21 protein-coding genes are annotated in these 21,011 nt (G+C 47.7%); 13 read left to right on the top strand and 8 right to left on the bottom strand.

Annotation, left to right across the window (positions count from 1 at the left end; translation table 11 throughout):
- Positions 1 to 6: 6 nt before the first annotated feature.
- Positions 7 to 891 (bottom strand): LysR family transcriptional regulator, encoded by an 885-nt coding sequence (locus MKY73_RS00455; protein ID WP_339238506.1) that lies wholly within the window; start codon positions 889 to 891, stop codon positions 7 to 9.
- Between the two features lie 155 nt (positions 892 to 1,046).
- On the opposite strand from MKY73_RS00455, the gene MKY73_RS00450 reads away from it, so the two are divergent.
- The 5 genes from MKY73_RS00450 (at position 1,047) to MKY73_RS00430 (ending at position 4,459) form a co-directional block, all read left to right on the top strand.
- Positions 1,047 to 1,418, top strand: a complete 372-nt coding sequence (locus MKY73_RS00450; RefSeq protein WP_017691758.1) for a CidA/LrgA family holin-like protein — start codon at positions 1,047 to 1,049, stop codon at positions 1,416 to 1,418.
- Positions 1,415 to 2,095: an LrgB family protein gene (locus MKY73_RS00445; protein ID WP_339238508.1), complete on the top strand. Its 681-nt coding sequence runs from the start codon at positions 1,415 to 1,417 to the stop codon at positions 2,093 to 2,095. Before MKY73_RS00450 ends, MKY73_RS00445 begins: the two co-directional genes overlap by 4 nt.
- 105 nt (positions 2,096 to 2,200) lie before the next feature.
- Positions 2,201 to 2,719 (top strand): AbrB/MazE/SpoVT family DNA-binding domain-containing protein, encoded by a 519-nt coding sequence (locus MKY73_RS00440; RefSeq protein ID WP_047840820.1) that lies wholly within the window; start codon positions 2,201 to 2,203, stop codon positions 2,717 to 2,719.
- Between the two features lie 127 nt (positions 2,720 to 2,846).
- Complete coding sequence (locus MKY73_RS00435) at positions 2,847 to 3,542, top strand: Crp/Fnr family transcriptional regulator (RefSeq protein ID WP_339305083.1); 696 nt, start codon at positions 2,847 to 2,849, stop codon at positions 3,540 to 3,542.
- Between the two features lie 77 nt (positions 3,543 to 3,619).
- Entirely contained in the window at positions 3,620 to 4,459 is an 840-nt protein-coding gene (locus tag MKY73_RS00430) for a DNA alkylation repair protein (protein ID WP_339305082.1), read from the top strand.
- Between the two features lie 50 nt (positions 4,460 to 4,509).
- Here the strand turns inward: MKY73_RS00430 and MKY73_RS00425 are convergent, their stop codons facing one another.
- The gene (locus tag MKY73_RS00425; RefSeq protein WP_339238516.1) at positions 4,510 to 4,890 is read right to left on the bottom strand and encodes a DoxX family protein; all 381 of its coding nucleotides are present in this window, start codon (positions 4,888 to 4,890) and stop codon (positions 4,510 to 4,512) included.
- A 420-nt stretch (positions 4,891 to 5,310) separates the two neighbouring features.
- Between MKY73_RS00425 and MKY73_RS00420 the strand changes: the two genes are divergently transcribed.
- Entirely contained in the window at positions 5,311 to 5,610 is a 300-nt protein-coding gene (locus tag MKY73_RS00420; protein WP_026081419.1) for a helix-turn-helix domain-containing protein, read from the top strand.
- Between the two features lie 107 nt (positions 5,611 to 5,717).
- Here MKY73_RS00420 and MKY73_RS00415 read toward each other — a convergent pair whose 3' ends face one another.
- From MKY73_RS00415 to MKY73_RS00395, 5 genes are all read right to left on the bottom strand, one after another.
- Entirely contained in the window at positions 5,718 to 6,722 is a 1,005-nt protein-coding gene (locus MKY73_RS00415) for a Gfo/Idh/MocA family oxidoreductase (protein WP_339305081.1), read from the bottom strand.
- A 68-nt stretch (positions 6,723 to 6,790) separates the two neighbouring features.
- Positions 6,791 to 8,449: an FAD-dependent oxidoreductase gene (locus MKY73_RS00410; RefSeq protein ID WP_339305080.1), complete on the bottom strand. Its 1,659-nt coding sequence runs from the start codon at positions 8,447 to 8,449 to the stop codon at positions 6,791 to 6,793.
- A 458-nt stretch (positions 8,450 to 8,907) separates the two neighbouring features.
- On the bottom strand, positions 8,908 to 10,395 hold the full coding sequence (gene glpK, locus MKY73_RS00405; protein WP_339305078.1) for a glycerol kinase GlpK: 1,488 nt from the start codon (positions 10,393 to 10,395) through the stop codon (positions 8,908 to 8,910).
- A gap of 28 nt (positions 10,396 to 10,423) precedes the next feature.
- Positions 10,424 to 10,993, bottom strand: a complete 570-nt coding sequence (locus tag MKY73_RS00400; protein ID WP_339257819.1) for a glycerol-3-phosphate responsive antiterminator — start codon at positions 10,991 to 10,993, stop codon at positions 10,424 to 10,426.
- A gap of 196 nt (positions 10,994 to 11,189) precedes the next feature.
- The gene (locus tag MKY73_RS00395; RefSeq protein WP_339305077.1) at positions 11,190 to 11,957 is read right to left on the bottom strand and encodes a GTP cyclohydrolase II; all 768 of its coding nucleotides are present in this window, start codon (positions 11,955 to 11,957) and stop codon (positions 11,190 to 11,192) included.
- Positions 11,958 to 12,317: 360 nt separating this feature from the next.
- Here MKY73_RS00395 and MKY73_RS00390 point away from each other — a divergent pair, with 360 nt between their 5' ends.
- The 4 genes from MKY73_RS00390 (at position 12,318) to gntK (ending at position 17,269) form a co-directional block, all read left to right on the top strand.
- Entirely contained in the window at positions 12,318 to 13,553 is a 1,236-nt protein-coding gene (locus MKY73_RS00390; protein ID WP_339308801.1) for an extracellular solute-binding protein, read from the top strand.
- A 159-nt stretch (positions 13,554 to 13,712) separates the two neighbouring features.
- Complete coding sequence (locus MKY73_RS00385) at positions 13,713 to 14,579, top strand: sugar ABC transporter permease (protein WP_091013252.1); 867 nt, start codon at positions 13,713 to 13,715, stop codon at positions 14,577 to 14,579.
- Positions 14,580 to 14,599: 20 nt separating this feature from the next.
- A complete protein-coding gene (locus MKY73_RS00380) occupies positions 14,600 to 15,427 on the top strand; it encodes a carbohydrate ABC transporter permease (protein ID WP_036612996.1) in 828 nt (275 codons plus the stop codon).
- Between the two features lie 291 nt (positions 15,428 to 15,718).
- The gene (gene gntK / locus MKY73_RS00375) at positions 15,719 to 17,269 is read left to right on the top strand and encodes a gluconokinase (protein WP_339305076.1); all 1,551 of its coding nucleotides are present in this window, start codon (positions 15,719 to 15,721) and stop codon (positions 17,267 to 17,269) included.
- A 580-nt stretch (positions 17,270 to 17,849) separates the two neighbouring features.
- On the opposite strand, the gene MKY73_RS00370 is transcribed toward gntK, so the two are convergent.
- Positions 17,850 to 18,239 carry a nuclear transport factor 2 family protein gene (locus MKY73_RS00370; RefSeq protein ID WP_339305075.1) on the bottom strand — a complete coding sequence of 130 codons (390 nt, stop codon included), beginning with the start codon at positions 18,237 to 18,239 and terminating at the stop codon, positions 17,850 to 17,852.
- A 392-nt stretch (positions 18,240 to 18,631) separates the two neighbouring features.
- On the opposite strand from MKY73_RS00370, the gene MKY73_RS00365 reads away from it, so the two are divergent.
- The 3 genes from MKY73_RS00365 to MKY73_RS00355 all read left to right on the top strand — a co-directional run bounded on the left by MKY73_RS00365 (position 18,632) and on the right by MKY73_RS00355 (position 20,917).
- On the top strand, positions 18,632 to 18,949 hold the full coding sequence (locus MKY73_RS00365) for a metalloregulator ArsR/SmtB family transcription factor (RefSeq protein WP_339305074.1): 318 nt from the start codon (positions 18,632 to 18,634) through the stop codon (positions 18,947 to 18,949).
- Between the two features lie 72 nt (positions 18,950 to 19,021).
- Positions 19,022 to 19,837 carry a hypothetical protein gene (locus MKY73_RS00360; RefSeq protein WP_339305072.1) on the top strand — a complete coding sequence of 272 codons (816 nt, stop codon included), beginning with the start codon at positions 19,022 to 19,024 and terminating at the stop codon, positions 19,835 to 19,837.
- Between the two features lie 120 nt (positions 19,838 to 19,957).
- Positions 19,958 to 20,917 carry an MraY family glycosyltransferase gene (locus MKY73_RS00355; RefSeq protein WP_339308800.1) on the top strand — a complete coding sequence of 320 codons (960 nt, stop codon included), beginning with the start codon at positions 19,958 to 19,960 and terminating at the stop codon, positions 20,915 to 20,917.
- The last annotated feature ends 94 nt before the right edge of the window (positions 20,918 to 21,011 follow it).

Raw genomic sequence — 21,011 nt, 5'->3', positions numbered from 1 at the left:
CTTCCCTTACTCACCCAGCATCGACTGTGTGAATCCGATCCACTCTCTCGTGGCAAAAGACAGATAACGGTCCTTCCGCCAGATCATGCCGAGCTGCCAAGGAATCACCGGTTCCACCACGGGTATAATGCGCACGCGCATGTGGTCCACCTCACGACAGATCGTTTCCGGCAGTAAGGCTACACCCAGATTGGCGGCAACCATTGCGCTGAGCAGATCCCACTGAGAGCTCTCATACACCACTCTGGGCTGGAACCCCGCATGCTGGCAGGCCACAATAATCCGATCATGCAATGCAAAATCCTCCCGAAACAACACAAAGGCGTCGTTTTCGAGTTCATGCAGCGCAACCGAATCTTTACCCGCAAGTGGATGTGAAGGGTGCACAAGCAGATTCAATTTCTCTTTCACAAAAACAAAATGATCCAACAGTTCGTCCACGGTTGGTAGAACGGCAACGCCAATATCCAGTGCACCGCTAATCACATCGGCCTCTACTTTTTTGGCCCCATCCTCAAATAGCTGAATGGTCACCTGCGGGTAGGCTTTGTGGAATTCACCAATGATCATGGGGAAAAAGCTGGACCCCACCATCGGCGGCAGGCCAATCCGCAGGTGACCTTTCTTCAGATTCATCAAGTCGTCCAGTTCGGATGACAGATTGCGGAATGATTTTTCAATCTCAAGCGCCTGTCGGAAAAACACATGGCCTGCATCGGTTAATTCCACCTTTTTGCCATAACGGTCCAGTAGCGTGATCCCCAATTCCTCTTCAAGACTCTTGACCGTCTTGCTGATGGTAGGCTGGGTGATGTACAGCACTTCAGCGGCTTTGGTGAAGCTTTGTTGTCGGGCAACTTCCAGAAAATATTGCAAATGGCGGATATCCATCCGTTGATCTCCACCTCTCATAGACAAATGGAATAGTAAACATTCTTAATATGCATTTTACTCATGAAAGAATGCCATGTAAAATTTATGATATCAAGTGAAACATTTTCATAACAACTTAAACGATTACGTTGATGATACAAGGAGGGATTAAAGTGAAAAAATGGGGCCTTGGTATTGCGCAGGTTGCGCTATTAATGGTTTTTTCACTGCTTATGGACCTGCTGGCCCGTACTCTCCATCTTCCTGTACCCGGTTCGATCCTCGGTATGGTCGTGCTATTCATTCTGCTTCAGACTCGTGTCGTAAAGCTGCGCTGGATTGAAGTTGGAGCTGCATGGCTGCTCGGAGAACTACTATTATTTTTCATCCCGTCAGCCGTTGGCATCATGAACTATATGCCCATGTTGGAGCATGACGGATTACAGATTTTATTCATCGTACTACTTAGCACTTTCCTGGTCATGTCCTGCACAGGACTCGTTGCTACACGAATTGCGAAACGAAAGGAGCGTCACACTGGATGATTGGATTCCTCTGCCTGTTGTTAACCGTCGGGATCTATGCGGTAGCCAAACGAATGTATCGTAATCTGCCAAAAGTGTATCTGTCTCCATTGCTCATTACGCCGCTTCTTGTCGTTGGCGTATTGCTCGCAACCGGAACGGATTATACCACGTATAGCAGTGGTGGCAAATGGCTGAGTCTGTTGCTTCAACCGGCCACCGTGGCTTTTGCCGTACCGCTTTATACTTTTTTCCATGTACTCAAAAAACATATCTCCGAGATTGTCTTCAGTGTCATGACCGGATCGGTGGTTGCCGTGCTATCTTCTGCCCTGCTTGCCAAATGGCTGCAACTGGATTCAGGACTGATCCATAGCCTGATCCCACGTTCTATCACCACCCCAATTGCCATGAACGTCTCTGCTACAATCGGTGGCATTCCTGCGGTGACAGCTGTTTTCGTTATTATGACCGGCCTGCTCGGGGTGATTATGGGGCCTTCTATTGTTAAAATGCTGCGCATCGATGGGGAAATTGCACGAGGCACACTGTTTGGAACCGGTGCCCATGGCACAGGAACATCCAAGGCGTTTGAACTGAGTTCCCTGACCGGTACCATCTCCAGCATCTCCATGGTGCTCGCCGCATTATTCACTTTAGCCGTTGCACCCATCCTTTCCAAACTTATTTTCCCATAATAGATGGAATTATCCCACTTTTTTGAAATATTATTGTTGTATTAAAGCCCTTTCTTCCTTACAATAAGGACAGGTTTTAATTGTGAATATTGCGGAGGAGATGCGATGAAAAGAACCGGAATGAAGAGATCTCTGGACCGTCTTGGACGAATTGTCCTTCCCAAAGAAATGCGGGATACAATGGAAATCCATATCGGCGATCCGCTTGAATTTTTCATTGAAGGGAAAGAGTTGATTTTACGAAAGTACAAATCAACATTATGTATTTTTTGCGGTGATGTAGATACGGAAATGTATTTCAAAGAACAATTCATCTGCCGGACTTGTGCAATTCAATTAAAACACCCGGATGACTCTCCCGACTGGTTCGTACCTCAGAACAAACAGGCTCCTGCACCCGTGGAGCGTCCTGCTTCCAAATCCGCCCCTGTCTCATCTCCCGCTAGGGAAGAAGGGACCACAGCTGACAACCAAGAATATCCGGATTTGCGGCCGAAAACGGCACGCATGCTGCAACAGATGAAAGAAATTGTTGAACAGAATCCTGGTTTGGCTCAACAGCAAATTGCGGAAAAGCTTGGCATCAGCCAAGGACGCGTCTCTCAATTAAAAAAGTTACTATAATTAAAATGGCATTCGATCATTTATAGTCAGAAGACCTTCCGATGCCGGAAGTCCCGCTGCAAGAGAACCCGTTGTTTTTCGTGGGTTCTTCTTTTTTTATTTTCATAATGTTATGGGAAGGAATGCTATGGATAAAATTCTGTATTTATCACAATTCGACCTGCTGTCCTCCTTGTCCGAGGCCGACCTGATTGAAATGGATGGGATGACTTCTATCACGACCTTACCTAAAGACAGTCAGATCCAGACACCGGATACATTTACGGAAGGTTTCTATTTTGTAAAACGGGGAAAGGTTCGTTTATATACATTAAACCCGGAGGGCAAGCAGTTCACGCTTGATATGTTGACGGAAGGTAACGTGTTTGGAGAAATGAATGGAATCTCACTCGGAACACGTGCCGTTTATATCGAAACGATGGAGGAATGTGATATTTGCCTGATGAACAAACCGCGTTTTGAACAGTTTCTGATTGAACATCCGGAATTTATGATGAGACTGATGAACATATTAAGTGAGCGGATCAAACGAATGAGCGAGTTGACACAGACGCTTGCACTCGGTAACCTGCACGAAAAGGTGATACATAATCTCTACCGGCTGGCTGAACAGATGGGATGCATCGAAGAAGATGAGTTCTGCAAGATTCAACTCGCGCTTACCCACCAGGAGATTGCCTGGATGGCTGGAGTCACACGGGAATCGGTCACCGTCGCCATGCAAGAGTTAGCAAGAGCAGGCCGTATTCGTACCGGATTCAAATCAGTCTCCCTTCATCGTGACGAAATCGCTACCCTTCGAAAAATCACTGCACAATTGTAAGATGCCTTACATCCCTGTTCTCCGGTAAGTTGTATTGTATAACGCATGAGTCTATACAACCAAGGAGGCGTATACCGTTGGATGCTAAGTCAGATCTGTTTATCCCTGAGGACGTTCTTCTTCGCAAAGGCGCCCGTAAAGCTGCGGAAATCCCGGAGCATATCCGCAATGGGCTACAAGCAGGACATATTGAGTCGGTCAATCTGACCGAATGGCTGGCAGTAGATCATATTTCTCTTTTTCAGAAAGTTACCCATGAATGGGGAATGCATGCTGAAACGATAGAAATTATGGAGCAGTTAAAACAGATGAATGAGCAGCGGATTATGAAAATCATTCCGGCCATAGCTATGCAATGGCTTAATCTGTTGAATCGCCTCCCCATGAATGAACATACCAATCTCTTTCGTTCCATTGCAGAACATCGTTCAGACAGTATTCGCTGCTGGGCGGCTTATATCATTGGGTTGGATTCCCGGCTCAACCTGACTGAAAAGTTGGAGCGTATTCGCCCCTTTGCCGCAGATCAGCATTTTGGTGTACGAGAAATTGCCTGGATGGCTGTACGGGAGTCCATCTCTGCCGAATTATCGTCAGCTTTGCACGATTTGATCCCATGGAGCGTTGACCCTGACCCACTGATCCGTCGGTTTGCCATAGAATGCATCAGACCTCGTGGGGTATGGGCCAAACATATTCCGGAGTTAAAAGAAAACCCGGCTATGGCCCTTCCCTTGCTTGAAGCGGTGAAATCCGATGCTCATAAGTATGTACAGGATTCGGTAAGCAACTGGCTGAACGATGCCGGCAAAACAAATCCCGAGTGGGTCCGGCAGGTCTGTGACACTTGGATTCAGCAGTCCGATACCAAACATACACTGCGAATTATCACACGTGCCAAACGAAGTCTTACATAAAAAGATGACCACCGCTTATTGGCAGTGGTCATCTTCTTGCTGTCTCTCAATTATGCCTGAATCGCATCCATCTGGCCTTCTTCTTCCGCTTCCAATCTGCGCATGCCCACAATCAGGACAATAATGTTAGCTACCAACAACACAGCCGGGAATGGAACCGCAGCATATTGTGCATAGATCAGATGGCTTCCCACGGCTCCAATCAGAATGAATGTCAGTATGCCTGAAGCCAGGATACGAGTCCGTGGAATCAGCAGTCCGACTGCACTAAGCAACTCCGCAGCGCCGAGCAGATACATGGTCCATGTTGGATAAGAGAAACTCTCGAATGTCTGAACCATCATGTCTGCTCCAGTAATTTTATTAAACCCCGTCATGACGAACACACCCGCAAGCACAACCAGAAAAATATAACCCAAAATTTTGTTCATATGTAGATCCTCCTGTGACAAATTAGTTGTTCCTACTATGTAATGAATATTTTTGCTGTACATTGTAAAAAAATCTATGTAAAAGTTCCCAAAGGGACTCTGTTTTCAACCGTTCAGCCTAGTTCCATTTTCAAAATAGTACGCGTTCATATTATACGTATTATTTATCACCAACTTACTTTTATGAAGTTAGTATATAATAATAATATAATTTCTTCAAGTAATTTCTCACCATATGATGTATAATACATACAAAAGGTATGTTACAGTATATTTAGTAGTAACCCTCATAAACGTGAATGACCTACCATTCCAAGAGCGGCAGAAACCATGTCCTTTCATATACAACTGTAAAGAAAATGATCATGAATCGAGGTGAATACGTTGAAGCTGAGAAAAGTAAAAGCACCAAGTCCCTGTATGATCACTCAGGCCATAGACATTATAGGCAAGAAATGGGTACTGTTAATCATGTACCAACTGTTGTCCGGACCCAAACGGTTTACGGAGCTTGAAGCAGAGATGGCGATCAGTGGACGACTTTTATCGGAGAGATTGAAGGAAATGGAGACGGAAGGTATTGTAACCCGGCACATGTTTCCGGAGATTCCTCCTCGTGTAGAGTATGAATTAACACCCAAAGGCAGAGCCATTGAACCTGTCATTGATCAGATCTACAGCTGGTCTTCCGACTGGTTGAAACAGCAGAAATCGGAGTAATTTGAATGCCGATCCATTCATGTCCGCTCGACGCAAATACGCCTGAATCAGGCTGATCTACCGATCAGTTTCCGATTCAGGCGTATTTATATTACGTTCAACTTTTATTAATGAGAGAGATGCTTCAAAGGCTGAAGCTTGACAGGCAGACCGGAATCAGCCGATGCCAACGCCGCCGTCGTAATCTCCTGTGTACGGCAGGCATCCGCATAATCGGACAGGATTCGTGAACGGTCCCCGGTACGCAGGGCATGAATGAACGCTTCATTCTCACGCTCGTATGGATTAGGTCCTGCCGAAATCTCCAGTCCTGCCATCGCATGTGTTGCGGCACTTGGCAGAAGCAAACGTTCCGGTGTCCAGTCCCACACACCTGCATCCGTGTAGAATTGGAGTCCTGCGCCGCCCTCTCCGTCTGGCAACAGACAGGTATTGGCGATGCTTGCAATCGCTCCACTTTCCAGCTTGAGCGTCACATTCGCCACATCAGCAACGCTGACATTTTCATGTTTCTCATGCATGCTTCGCTGTGCTGCTACAGCATATACCTCTGTAACTTCTCCTGCACAATACCGAAGCAAGTCTACAATATGTGTAGTCTGCTCTACGAATTGTCCTCCCGAACCATCCTGACGCCGCCACCAGGCAACCCCTGGCATTCCGCCCATCCAGCGGCCAAGAGCCATGCCAACAGTCTGTTCTTTCATCGCTTGTTGCAGTACTTGAGCAGCCTCCTGATAACGAAAATGGTATCCGACAGAGGTTAACAATCCGCTCTCCTGCACCTGATCCAACACCTGACGTGGCACGTCCATTCCGGTGCTCAATGGTTTCTCCACCAGGAATGGAATACCGCGGCGGATTAATTCTGACTCTATCGATCCGTGAGACATCGGAGGCACACAGATATATACCGCATCCAACTTCTCACCATCCAGCATATGTTCAAGTTCCCCGTAACCAACAGCATCATAGACGGAGGCCATGGCCTCTGCCTTTTCCAACGTTGTTCCACAGACACTCGCGACACGAACACCTTCCATTCGTGCGAGAATATCCGCGTGCACCTTACTGAACCAGCCTGTTCCAATGATTCCGATCTGTAATGTCATGGATGTAATCCCCTCTCTATGTTACACGCTTACATGTTCCATTCGACTCGCGACCTTGAAATCCTGCCTCAGATTTTGCCGGATGCTTCCAGCAACAGCTGATCCAGTTCCTGTGTATGCTTAATCGCTTGCTCTTCCGACCAGTTCAAACGCCCCGCCATATAAGAGACAACCACTGTCTTATAGCGACGGACCTCATCAATACGGAAAAATATATCTCCTGTTCTTCGTACCAAAAAGTCAGAAGGGGTTACAGCCATCTCTTCATCAATCGCATATTGTAACATCAGCAGTAGCTCCTGTGGCATGCCATGAAGTTCAGCCTTGGTACGGGGATCAGGCATTCGCTCATACAGTGCCTTCACATTGGAACCATACGTCCGAACCAGCCGCTCTGCAGCAGGTCGAGATAGCCCTAAGGCGACACCATCCTTGATCTTGCGCTCCGCGTACGATACGAATCCAGCCGAACCGCCTACGTCACCGCCGGAGATGGGCATCTTCTTCGTCACGCATGGGCCTATGTTATGTCCGCTCTCCTGCTCCATCTGGCGTGCGACCAGATCAATGACCATCTCGGCCATTTTACGGTATCCGGTCAATTTGCCCCCGGCAATCGTAATCAGATTGGAATCAGAGACCCAGACTTCATCTTTACGTGAGATTTCGGAAGGATTCTTGCCTTCCTCATGAATAAGTGGACGCACACCCGCCCATCCGGATTCCACGTCTTCGATACCAATGTGTACATCTGGAAACATGCCATTGATTGCATCAATTACATAATCTCGATCCGATTCGGAGATTTGCGGGTGTGCAGGATCGTCCTGATATACGGTGTCGGTTGTTCCGACATAGGTTTTGCCATCACGTGGGACAGCAAACACCATTCGACTATCTGGTGTATCAAAATAAACTGCCTGCCTCAATGGGAATCGTTCACCATCAAAGACCAGATGAATGCCTTTGGTCATCTGCAGCGTTTTCCCCTGGCGCGAACCATCCAATTCCCGCAGACCGTCCACCCATGGGCCGGAAGCGTTGATCACCTTGCTTGCTTTCAGCGTATACGTCTGTCCATTGATCTGATCGATGGCCTGAATACCTGTAATTTGGCCATCCTCCTTCAGAAAACCCGTCGCCTTGACATAGTTCACTGCCTGTGCCCCGCGTTTAACAGCTTCTTTCAACACTTCAATGGTGAGGCGGGCATCGTCAGTCCGGTACTCCACATAGAGTCCACCACCCAACAGCCCCTGTTTGCGCAATAAAGGTTCACAATCTGACACCGCTCCAGCATTCAACATTTGGCGCCGTTCACTGCGCTTCACCCCAGCGAGCCGATCATACACCATCAGACCAATGGATGTGCTGAATCGGCCGAACGTACCTGCCGTGTAGATCGGTAACAACATCGGTTCCGGTGTGGTCACATGTGGCCCATTCTCATAAACGACAGCCCGCTCCCGTCCTACCTCAGCAACCATCTTCACTTCATATTGTTTCAAATATCGCAATCCGCCATGGACAAGTTTGGTCGAACGACTGGATGTACCCGCTGCAAAATCCTGCATTTCTACAAGTGCTGTCTTCAATCCGCGTGAAACTGCATCCAATGCTATCCCTGCGCCTGTAATCCCACCGCCAATAATCAATATGTCAAAATGTGCATTCGCCATGCCTCGCAAATATTCGGTCCGGTGTGCTGAAGAGAACGTTTCTGTCATTCCTAAACCTCCCATTGATTTCCTTCATGTTTCCGTAAAAAAACAAAAAAAGGACCACGTCATTCGCTCAGCAATTGCTGAGCGGCACGTGGTCCCTCCCGATCTCCAGACATCATTTTTTAACTTGTGCCTTTATCCTATCACAGATTTTTCACGGCGTGAAGTCCTGAAATGACACATTATTCAAAAAAAATTCAAAAAGTTGTTCTGCCAAAGGATGGAATTTCAAATGAATCCACTAATCTTGTTTTTTTCCTTATAGTGGTTATATGTTTTGGCTTCTCCAGGAAGAATAACCCTGTAAATCATGCATCATTTTCCACCAGTAAATATCATTTATAACATATGTTTAGTTAAAAAGTACAAATACCCACACCAAGGAATATTCATTTTTTTTTTTTACATTTCGATCTATTTTTTGCTGATTGGAAGACGCTCAGGGGATTTATGAAAAATGCTTATTTAAAAGCCATCGCTGCATTCACTGCTCGCTTCCAGCCTGCATACAGTTCTGTCCGTTGTTGCTCACCCATAACAGGATGGAAGACACGCTCCGTATTTTCATGATCGGTCAATTCATCCGCACTCGTCCAATATCCAACCGCCAATCCTGCCAGATAAGCCGCACCCAATGCCGTCGTTTCATTCACCGTTGGTCGTTCGACAGGAATGCCCAGAATATCACTCTGGAACTGCATGAGAAAATCATTGGCAGCCGCTCCCCCATCCACACGCAAAGCATGTACGGAGATACCCGAGTCGGATTCCATGGCCTCCAGTACATCTTTGGTCTGATACGCCAACGCCTCAAGCGTAGCGCGGATAAAGTGTTCCTTTGTCGTGCCTCGGGTCAAGCCAAACACCGCACCCTTAACCTCACTATCCCAATACGGACTGCCCAGTCCCACAAATGCAGGGACCATATAAACGCCGTCTGTTGAAAGTACACGTGAGGCGTAATCCTCACTATCTTTGGAAGAGCGAAGCATTCTTAATCCGTCACGCAACCACTGAACCGCTGAACCTGCAACAAAAATGCTGCCTTCGAGCGCATATTCAACCTTGCCATTCATCCCCCAGGCAATGGTTGTAATCAGTCCGTGATCGGATTGTACCGGGTTCTCTCCGGTATTCATAAGCATGAAACAACCGGTACCATATGTATTTTTCATGCTACCTTTGGTGTAACAGCCCTGACCAAACATCGCTGCCTGTTGATCTCCTGCCGCTCCCGCAATCGGAATCCGATGCCCGAAGAAATGATAGTCTGTCGTGTGTGCATACACCTCGGATGAACCTCGTACCTCTGGCAGCATCGCCTTAGGGATGTCGAGGATCTCCAACAATTCGTCATCCCATTGCAGATCATAGATGTTATAGATCAGGGTACGTGAGGCATTGGATATATCCGTGACATGTGTCCCCCCGCTCAGTTTCCAGATCAGCCAGCTATCAATCGTGCCAAACAGTAATTCCCCCTTCTCTGCCCGCTCCCGGGCGCCAGGGACATGATCCAGGATCCATTTGACCTTCGTTCCCGAGAAATAAGGATCAATCAGCAATCCTGTTTTGCGGCGGAAAAGGTCTCCTAGACCTTGCATCTTCAATTCTTCACAGATGTCTGCAGTCTGTCTGGACTGCCATACCACTGCATTATAGATGGGTCTGCCTGTTACTTTGTCCCATACCACAACCGTCTCCCGCTGATTCGTAATTCCAATTCCGGCAATCTGAGCCGGTTTGATGCCGCTCTCAGCCAGACATGAGGCCATCACGGCAAGAATGGAACTCCAGATTTCGTTGGCATTCTGCTCCACCCAGCCCGGCTTGGGGAAATACTGGGGGAATTCCTGCTGTGCAATGTGCACGATCTCTCCGCCCCGATTAAACAGAATAGCTCGGGAGCTTGTCGTTCCCTGATCCAGAGCCAATATATACTTTTCCATACAGATAACCTCCTGTTGTGGGTTCTTTTTAGGGTGTAAGCGATTTCTCAAAGTGTCGAATCAGATCTGCATTGGATGTGGTCACTGCCGTAGCCCCAACACCAAGCGCAAGTTCAACCTCTTCCGGTGATCGAATCAATCCCCCTGCAATAATAGGGATACCGGTACGCACAGACACTTCCGCAATAATATGCGGAATGACACCAGGTAATACTTCAATATAATCCGGTTGAGTTTTGGCCAGCAAGAGATAACTTTTCTCCAATGCATGGGTATCCAGCAGAAAAATACGTTGAATCGCTGTAATGCCCTTTTGCTTCGCCTTCTGAATAACACTTGCCCGTGTAGAGATCAGTCCTGCCGGACGAATGTGCTGACACAGATACTCTGCCGCATACTCATCATTCTTCAATCCCTGTACCAGATCTGCATGCAAAAGTATTTTCTTGTCATAACGCTTCGCCTCGTCCATCACACTCTGAAGCTGTGCAATATGGGTTTCCAGCATCACCCCATAGGTATAAGGGCCTTCAATCATCGCTTCGAACTGCTTCATGCTCTTCGCAGCTGGCAATATACGTTGTCCCTCAAATGGCACCTTAGTTCCTCCCGCATTCATCAGATGCCTATATTGTATAATCCGTCCAGTGAGAACGGCAAGCCATTCCGTAAATCAGGAAATTTGGTTGCTTGCCGGTTATCAAGATCGCACCAAAAAGCCGTTGCAGTATTTCTCCTTAATGGAGAGTACAACAACGGCTACCTAGTTAATCGTGCCCTTTAATGAATCATCATTAGGCCTGTGCATGCGGAAGCAGCGTCTCTGCCCCAGCCCAGCCATCATTTTCTGCCAAGTGACCGGAACGGTTCACTTTGGTCTGCAGATATTTCTCGTTGAACGCAGAGCGATCGCCCCAGAGTGGGACACGTCCGCCAACATTCAATCCCGCTTCCTGCAAGGCAGCCAGCTTCCGTGGATTGTTGGTGATCAATGTAACGGGTGCGGAACGAAGCGCACGTAACACAGCAATCGCATCGTCATAATTACGAGCGTCGTCCGTGAATCCAAGCTGCAAGTTCGCATCTACCGTATCCAGACCCTCTTCTTGCAAAATGTACGCCATCGCTTTGCTGAACAGACCGATACCACGTCCTTCATGGTTCGCAAGATAGAACAGCGCACCCGCTCCGTGAGCGGCAATCATCTTCATGGACTGCTCCAACTGAAAACCGCAATCACAGCGTTTGCTGCCAAAGATATCGCCTGTATGGCAGATGCTGTGCATCCGAATTAATGCTTCTTGCACTTCGGCAAAATCACCATATACCAGAACACTGGATTGTTGGCGCTCTGCCAGTTCAGCAGCAGCGAGAGATTCAATTAACTCGCCGCTCTCCATCGCTTTGTCCGATTTCATCCAGCTATACCACTGAAATGTCTTGGTCTCCCCATCCAGGTTAACCGGAAGCTTGATCGGTCCCACCAGGTATATAAACTCTTTTCCACTCGGAAAAGTCTGAATTTTGGGGGCAAGCAGTTGAATAATATGTGAATTGATCATTGTCGTTCCTCCTGTTTAGGCCACTGTCTGTTGATTGATTCGCATCCAGAGCGAAAATGGATCACTCGGATGTTATATAGTACGTATCTATATTATTCTCATCATCATTAGTTACTTTATGTAAGTTAGTTTAGAATAAAAATTATATTGTGTCAAGTAACTTTTATTTTTAAAGTAACTACCCAATTTATGTTACGCAATGGACACAAATATGTGTTTCATTTCAGGAATATTGGGTATGACTTAATAAACTGCTCATACACTAATGTTGTAGTACAAAGCACTTCATGCCTCGAACTTAACGATGAGGGGGTAATACACATGATCCGCCGGAAAAGAACATGCTGGACAGCCATACTGATGGTCTGCGTCCTGCTCATAAGCGGATGCTCCATCTGGCCCGGACAGGACGATTCAGCGAACAACAAAAAGGTAGCGCTTACATTATGGTACTGGAATCGTTCCATCGATGATAAGTTGATTGCCAGGGCTAAAGAAAAGTTCCCCAATATTGAACTGACAGCTCAGAAAATCGGCGGTGATTTCAAGGCAAAACTCAAAACAACACTCGCTGCACGCTCAGGTGAGCCAGACATTGTTGCACTGAACGACTGGATCATGGAGCTATTCCCCAGTGAGGACCGTTTCTATAATCTGTATGATCTTGGTGCAGGAGATATTGAAGACCAATATCTGCCGTGGAAATGGAAGCAAGGCGTGACGCCAAATGGACAGATGATCGGTTTCCCCATGGATACGGGACCGACAGCCCTCTTCTACCGGGAAGATCTGTTCAAGGAGGCCGGATTGCCATCTGATCCTGAAGACGTTACACGTCAGATCAACAGCTGGGAGGCCTATGCTGCTGCCGGAGAGAAGATCAAGGAAAAATTCGGAGGCAAGGTATTTCTGACCGACAATATTGCAACCGTTTACAATCAAGTCTTATCACAGGCTGCCGAACGTTATTTCCGCCCGGATGGGTCCTTTATCGGTATGGATTCCCCTACTGTGCGCAAGAGCTGGGATACGGCCGTTGCCTTTAAAGAGAAAGGCTTGCTTGCCAATGCAGATGGCTGGACTCCGGGCTGGAACGCAGCGATGAATAACGGTGAAGTCGCCTCGTTCGTGGGTGCTGTCTGGATGAAACAAGTTCTTCAGGAAGCTGCACCGGATACATCCGGAAAGTGGCGGGTAGCTCGGGCTCCGGGAGGGGATGGCAACAACGGAGGATCATTCCTGTCTATCCTGAAGTCGAGTGAACATCCTCAGGAAGCCTTTGAACTGATTCGCTGGCTGCAAAGTCCCGAAAATCAACTGGAGCAATATCAGACATTGAACCTTTTCCCCTCTGCACCGGGTGTGTTTGATGATTCTGCCATGAAAGAAAAAGAACCTTTCTTCGGTGGACAGGCGACAGGGCCTGTATTTGCCGAATCGGCACAGGATGTACCGGATGCTTTCTTTGGCGAACGATACCCATCCGTACACAATATTATCACCCGGCGGCTGAATGATGTCGCAAAGCAAAATGCCGATCCACAGCAGGTCTGGACGGATACGGTACACCGCGTTGAGCGGGAATTGCAGCGGTGAGTATAAAATACAGCGTTATCCTGATTACTGGTCCTGGTTTTATGTGGTCTTGTTATCCGCAAAGGAGGAATTCATATGGCTGTAACTGAACCTCGTCTTACGCCCGATCCTGGCAATACCAGACCTGATCTGGATCGGCAGAAATCACTATGGGCGAGAATGTGGGAGCATCGCGCACTCTATGTTGCGATATCGCCGTTTTATATTCTGTTTGCGGTATTTGGGCTGTTCCCCATCGGGTTCTCACTCTATCTGGCTTTTCATAAATGGGATGGCATCGGTGTCATGACGTACAACGGTTTCAACAACTTCAAATACATGCTGACTGATGCCGAGTTCTGGCAAGCCGTGGGCAACACCTTCATGATCTGGATCTATTCGACGATTCCGATGCTCTTCTTCGCATTGATTATTGCCTTTCTGCTGCATGCACCATTTGTGAAGTTCCGTACCTTATTTCGAGTCGGTTATTTCCTGCCAAACGTCACGTCCATCGTAGCGGTAGCCATTATCTTTGGTGCTTTATTTGCTAACAATTATGGTTTTCTCAATTATCTGTTGCAATCGGTCGGGCTACCGGTTGTAGAGTGGCTGAATGCACCATGGGGCATCAAAGTTGCCATCTCCTCCATGGTCGTCTGGCGCTGGACCGGATATAACGCGGTCATCTATCTGGCCGGATTACAGAGTATCCCGCAGACATTATACGAAGCAGCCAAGATTGACGGCGCATCAGCCATACAGTCCTTTTTCCGAATTACAATTCCGATGCTGCGCCCTGTCATCCTGTTTACGGTCATTACGTCAACCATTGGCGGTATGCAGCTGTTCACCGAACCGCAAGTATTGGTCGGCAATGATGGTGGCGCAGGTGCAGCAGGCATGACGATTGTACTCTACCTCTACCGTGAATCCTTCATTAACAATTACTTCGGCTATGGCGCTGCCGTTGGTTGGGGCATGTTCCTCATTATCGCCCTGTTCTCGATTGTGAACTGGAAGCTTGTTCAAGGCAAATCATCCTGATGTGATAAGGGGGAGCGCACATGGCGACCAAACACCTCAAATCGCTGGTGTTGTATACCGGTCTTATCGGGGGCATGCTCATATCCATGTTCCCGTTCTATTGGCTGATTGTAATGTCTACCCGGACAACGTCCGATATCTACAAGTTCCCACCGCAGCTCTGGTTCGGGGGCGAATTGTGGAATAATATTACGCGGGTGTTACAGCAGATAGATTTCTGGGGCGCCTTTCTGAATACGTTGTTTGTGTCGGGCCTCGTGACCATTCTGGTACTGTTTTTTGACTCACTGGCGGGGTTTGCGTTTGCGAAGTTTGAATTTCCCGGCAAAAAGTGGCTTTTCATCTTGCTGCTTGCGACCATGATGGTACCTTCCCAGCTGTCACTGGTGCCCTCCTTCGTGCTCATGGCTACCTTTGGCTGGGTCGGTTCCTTCAAAGCCCTCATTATTCCGGGCATGGTTAACGCCTTCGGCATCTTCTGGATTCGCCAATATGCTACGGAGTCGATTCCGAATGATCTGCTCGATGCAGGACGCATCGACGGCTGTAATTTCTTCCGGCTCTATTGGAACGTGGCGCTGCCGATTCTGCGACCTGCCTTTGCTTTCCTCGGCGCGTTTACCTTTATTGGCGTATGGAACGATTATCTGTGGCCTTTGATTGTCCTGACGGATGAGCGTAAATACACGTTGCAGATTGCGTTGTCTCAATTAAACGGGCTGTATAACACCGACTACGCGATGGTGATCGCAGGTACGTTGCTTGCCGTCATTCCGCTGATTGTCATGTTCCTGTTCATCAGCCGCCAGTTCATTTCGGATATTGCCGCAGGAGCGGTGAAGGATTAAGGCTGGTGTAATCGAGATCGACGTAATCTGTTCCAATTTTGATCCATCCCTCAAGTCTGATATTCTTATCTATAGTTGAAATAACAGATGCCATATAAGTTGGATGAATAGCGCCACGTGCGCGAAGGGGACAGAAAGGGCCTGAAGAAATGGAATTAAAAGCTTTCTAGAGGAAAGCTACTTCGAAAGCATATGCTTCGTATTTACGCGAGCGGAAGGCTTTCTGTACCCGAAGTGTGAACGTGTAACAGCATTCTTTCACTTATATATTTAAGAAAGAGGGATGACAAAATGGCTTCTTCACCCTATATGATCGGCGTAGATATCGGCACAACCTCCACCAAGGCCGTCTTGTTCGAGCAGAACGGCACCATTGTGGCTCAAGGTAGTGCCGATTATCCGCTGCACACCCCCACACCTGCGATTGCAGAGCAGGATGCGGAAGATATTTTCAAAGCAGTCATTACATCGGTTAAACAGGCCACCTCCAAGGCGGGAGTTAAGCCAGAAGACATCCTGTTTGTATCCTTCAGTTCGGCCATGCACAGCATTCTGCCTGTCGATCAACACGGTACACCGCTGATGCGGGCCATGACATGGGCAGATAATCGCAGTGCCGAGTGGACTGAAGTACTCAAATCGGAGATGAATGGTCACGAAATCTATCTGAGAACAGGGACACCGATTCATCCGATGTCCCCACTCACCAAAATCATGTGGCTCACTCGGGATCAACCGGAACTGTTCCAGCAGACGCACAAATTCATATCGATGAAAGAATATGTTTTCTATAAATTATTTTCTGAATACGTCATCGACCACTCCATGGCCTCCGCCACCGGACTCATGAATCTGGAAAAACTCGACTGGGATGCAGAAGCGCTGCATGTGGCGGGCATTACGCCGGAGCACCTGTCTCGATTGGTACCGACCACACATGTGCTCAAACATGGTTTGCATCCGGAGTACGCCAAGGAGATGGGCATTGCTTTCACCACACCGTTTGTTATCGGGGCCAGTGATGGCGTACTGTCCAATCTGGGCGTTAACGCCATTGATCCAGGGGTCGTGGCCGTGACTATTGGTACCAGTGGAGCGATTCGTACCGTCGTGGATAAACCGGTGACCGATCCGAAAGGACGCTTCTTCTGTTATGCACTCACAGAGGATGCATGGGTGATTGGCGGACCCGTGAACAACGGCGGTGTTATTTTCCGCTGGATACGGGACGAGTTTGCGGCTTCCGAGGTAGAGACCGCGAAACGACTTGGCATTGATCCGTATGAAGTGCTCACTCGTGTTGCGGAAAATGTACCTCCGGGTTCGGAAGGGCTCTTGTTCCATCCTTACATGACGGGTGAGCGGGCTCCGCTCTGGAATCCGAACGCACGCGGCTCGTTCTTTGGCCTGACCCTGCATCATAAGAAAGAACATATGATTCGCGCCGCGCTCGAAGGTGTATTGTTCAACCTGTATACGGTTATGTTAGCGATTGAAGAAAAGATCGGTCGTCCGAAAAAAATCCAGGCGACAGGCGGCTTCGCCCGCTCCGAGTTGTGGCGACAGATGATGGCCGATATTTTCGATCAGGATGTCATCATCCCCGAAAGTATCGAAAGCTCCTGCCTCGGCGCAACCGTACTGGGCTTGTATGCCCTTGGGCGCATTGATTCCCTGAGTGCCGTCTCCGGCATGATCGGATCAACGCACCGACACCAGCCGGACCCGGACAGTGTCCGTGTCTACCGGGAACTGCTGCCGATCTTCATCCGCATCTCCCGCAAATTCGAAGAAGAGTATGCGGATATCGCTGCTTTTCAGAACAAGACGATGCAGGGATAGGGAAGGCGTGGCATGGCACGGAATAGCTAACGAATCGTAGACGTCTTATTTGAGGTTTATGACGTGTTTTCAACATCTAACGAATCTGAGCCACCTTATATCCGATTTTAGCAGCGGTCAGCAGCCCCACAGTCCGAATTCCCTGATAATAACGTCTCTTCGATTCGTTAGAATCTGACTTATACCAAATTTCGGTCAATAGCGCGTCTCAGGTTCGTTAGAATTGACAGACCATCGTCATCATGCAGTGAATTACCATCTCCTAAGCTGCATTGGCTCAAAATAATCTACGGCTATATCGACTACGTCTTACGCACGTTCATAATGACCGTCCCGCCATGTTTAGAACATGCGGGAGGGTCTTTTTCATCTGCAAATTTTCATGTACATATCTTCATGTAAAGTTTTTTTGTATCCATTTCCCTGTAGAAATTGTGGCTAATAGCATGATGAAACCCTCTTCCTCATCAGGGTCTCTCAAATGAGTTAAATAGGCCAACGAAAAAAAGCCCCACAGTCTGAGAGACTGTTGAGCTTCATTTCCAAACCATTTTATTATTACTTAAATTATACTGCGCTATTACTGATTATACTTGCTGAATGCATTCTGATCGGCCTGAACATTCTCCAGATACACAATCTGCCCCGCATCATTTACACGCGCGATATCAATGCCTGCTTTGGCATATACCGTGCCGTCTGCTGCTTGTCCGCATACCGCCCAGTTGGTTTGGTAGCTGCCGTCAGGTTGCTGCACCCACGCGTCCCACATATGTTTTACGTCCTTATTGTACTCGTAGAAAGCTTTCATAAAACCATCGAACCCTGTTCGACTGGTACCGTTAAGTACAATTTCTGCGTCCGGTGTAAACAGGGACAACAGATCTTCCATGGCGCGCTCTTCTGTACGTGAAGCATCAAATAAACGGAAGTAGTTGTTCAACATTGTAGTGGTATTTGTAGTACTCATATATATTCCTCCTAGAATAAAAATCCGATTTCCAATCTTTCAGTTCGAATATTTTCGAACTAACTGAAAATAAATGTAACACACTTCCTATACTGCCCGCAAGAAATAATAAGTTGAGACCAACTTTTGCAGTAAGACGGAGAGTGCAAAACCAATCTGAAGAAGCGAAGCGTGCGCTTGAAAGCTTTCTGAAAGAAAGCTACATCGGAAGCATACGCTATCACCGGATTTTTCCCTTGGACCAAGGGGATAAAGAAAATCTGGGGATAAGAGCGATCGAAAGATGGTACTGCAATCGGAAGTAAATAAGTGTAACGGTAGCGGTTCAACTTCTATAGTTCGATATTTTTCAAACATTGAAAGAAAAAGCCGAATATGCTAACGTCATAGATATGAGAACTCCAACGATACCAATGGCTTCGGAACTGAAACTGACCACGGTCTGCAATGCACTCGGTGATCCGATCCGTATGAAAATTGCACACTGTCTGGCCAGCTCTGGCGAGAAAAACTGTTCCGCCTTCGAAGTAGACCATATTTCCAAATCCACATTGTCCCATCACATCAAAATTTTACGTGAAGCTGGCTTGATCCAGCCACGCATTGAAGGTAAACAGCACTTTTATTCCCTGCGAAAGGAAGAACTAAACACACGTTTTCCAGGCCTCGTCGAGATGATTCTGAGTACAAGCGAGGAATACGCACATTAAAGTAAGCAGGTCTGGGATCGATTGAAGAACCACATTTATCATGATGGTATATCCATAAAGGAGGCTAACTATATGGACAAAAAAGCGGCAAAGATACTGCTGAGCACATTCTGGGGAGGTGGCGGCTGGAAAACAGCTTCTATCCCGTTCTCCGGGGATGAATTTGAGTATGCCAAAAGCAAAGGCGTTATGTTCGACCCACTCACGATTACGCATGACGAGATTGTCCAGCGTCTATACGACATGCATCAGGATGACTCGTTCAAGGAACGGGTGATCTCGGCCTTTCTACATAGTCTGTCCACCAAAAAAGTTTACCTGCGCAGCGCATTATCCAGCTGGGCTTTAACATCGAACATGCCTCTGCATACCTATGCGGAACGCCCTGCCCTTCACCTTAACACCAGTGCCTGCGGGGATTGTAATTACCTGCGTTTGCAGTCAGATAAGGAATATTCCAACGTCGATTTAAACGTCCTGAACTTTGAACGGATCAAGTGGGGCGGCGTGCGTCATGGCTGGCTTCTCTATTGCCTTATGGATTTGGAATTACTGCGTAAGGACAACGATACAAGCTATGAAGTAACCCCTGAAGACCAAGATATCCTCGTAAAGCTGCTTGAAGCAGCTCAGACGGAAGACCCCAAGGACAGTGCACGTTCACTGGAGAAAAAGTGGAAAGATATCTTGCCTTCCAGCAAACAGGAGCGGGATGCCCTGCTGGAAATCTGGGCGGCAGCTGGAATATTGGTTCCTGGAGATAACCCGCGAAAAGGCAAGGGTGGTTCGGGTGATTTCATCTTTGCAGCAACCTGGCAAGGTGATGATGGATATCATGCAGAAACCGTAAAAAAATATTTCGGCTCCTATCTTCCTCAAATGCGATAAAATCTGAACTTTGGCTCACCTTTTTTCGTACGTCTGGTTACAATAATGACATCGACAGATTTCCTGTTTAACTCGTATAATAAGGAGAAATTGGTAGATGGGAGTGAAACAAGCGAGTTTATGGTATACATACTGGCTTTTATAGTGTCTTTTGCTGTCGTGGTTCTGCTTATTCCGCCGCTTGGTCGACTGGCTCACCGGCTCGATTTTGTGGACAAGCCTCGGGAGGATGTGGAGCGTAAGCTGCACAGGCAACCGATCCCGCTCACGGCGAGTTACGCGATATTTACTGGATTTTTCCTGACATACATTGCTCTGACCAAAGAAATCACTTGGGAAACGGCGGCTCTGGTCGCTGGTGGTATGCTTCTGCTAACGATTGGTACCGTCGACGACTGGTACAAAACTAAAGGCAAAGATTTTCCTGCCCTGCCCAAGATGCTCGTACAAGTCTCTGCAGCAGTGCTCGTATTTGCTTCTGGCATTGCGTTCACCGGATTCGTGAATCCCTTCAACGCGGAATATGTTATGCTCCCGATCTGGCTGCAATTTATTCTCACGATCCTCTGGATCTTTGGAGTGACAACCGTCATCAACTTCTCGGACGGCATGGACGGACTGGCTGGTGGATTATCGGCCATCTCGGCGATTACCTTGTTCATCGTGGCCCTGGCCAAAGGACAAAGTGACTCCGCACTCATGTCGATCACTCTGGTTGGTGTGACAATAGGTTATCTGAAGTACAACAAAGCTCCTGCCAAAGTGTTTATGGGTGATGCAGGTGCTACGTTCCTCGGCTTCATTCTGGCGGTTATCGCTCTGGATGGTGCATTCAAACAAGCGACCATGTTGTCCATCTTCATTCCAATTTTGGCGCTCGGTGTACCAATCTTCGATAACATCTTTGTCGTGATCAAACGCTTCATTCAAGGTAAAGCAATCTACCAGGCCGATGCGAGTCAAGCCCATTATCGACTGCTGCGTGCCGGATTGAATCACAAACAGGTGGTTGCTGTGCTCTATCTCGTCAGCACTTGTCTGTGCCTTTCCTCCATCATATTGATGTTGGTAGAGATGTAAGTATCCGCAACAACGCGGTCATATGCTAGAAAAAGAGACGAGTCCAAGATTTCTTGGCTCGTCTCTTTGTTATGTTTATCTGATTCGCGCTCAC

This window comes from Paenibacillus sp. FSL R5-0519, assembly GCF_037974275.1.
Lineage (GTDB): Bacteria > Bacillota > Bacilli > Paenibacillales > Paenibacillaceae > Paenibacillus.
Note: the sequence above shows the minus strand (reverse complement) of the source record. Positions and strands in the feature narration are given on the sequence as shown.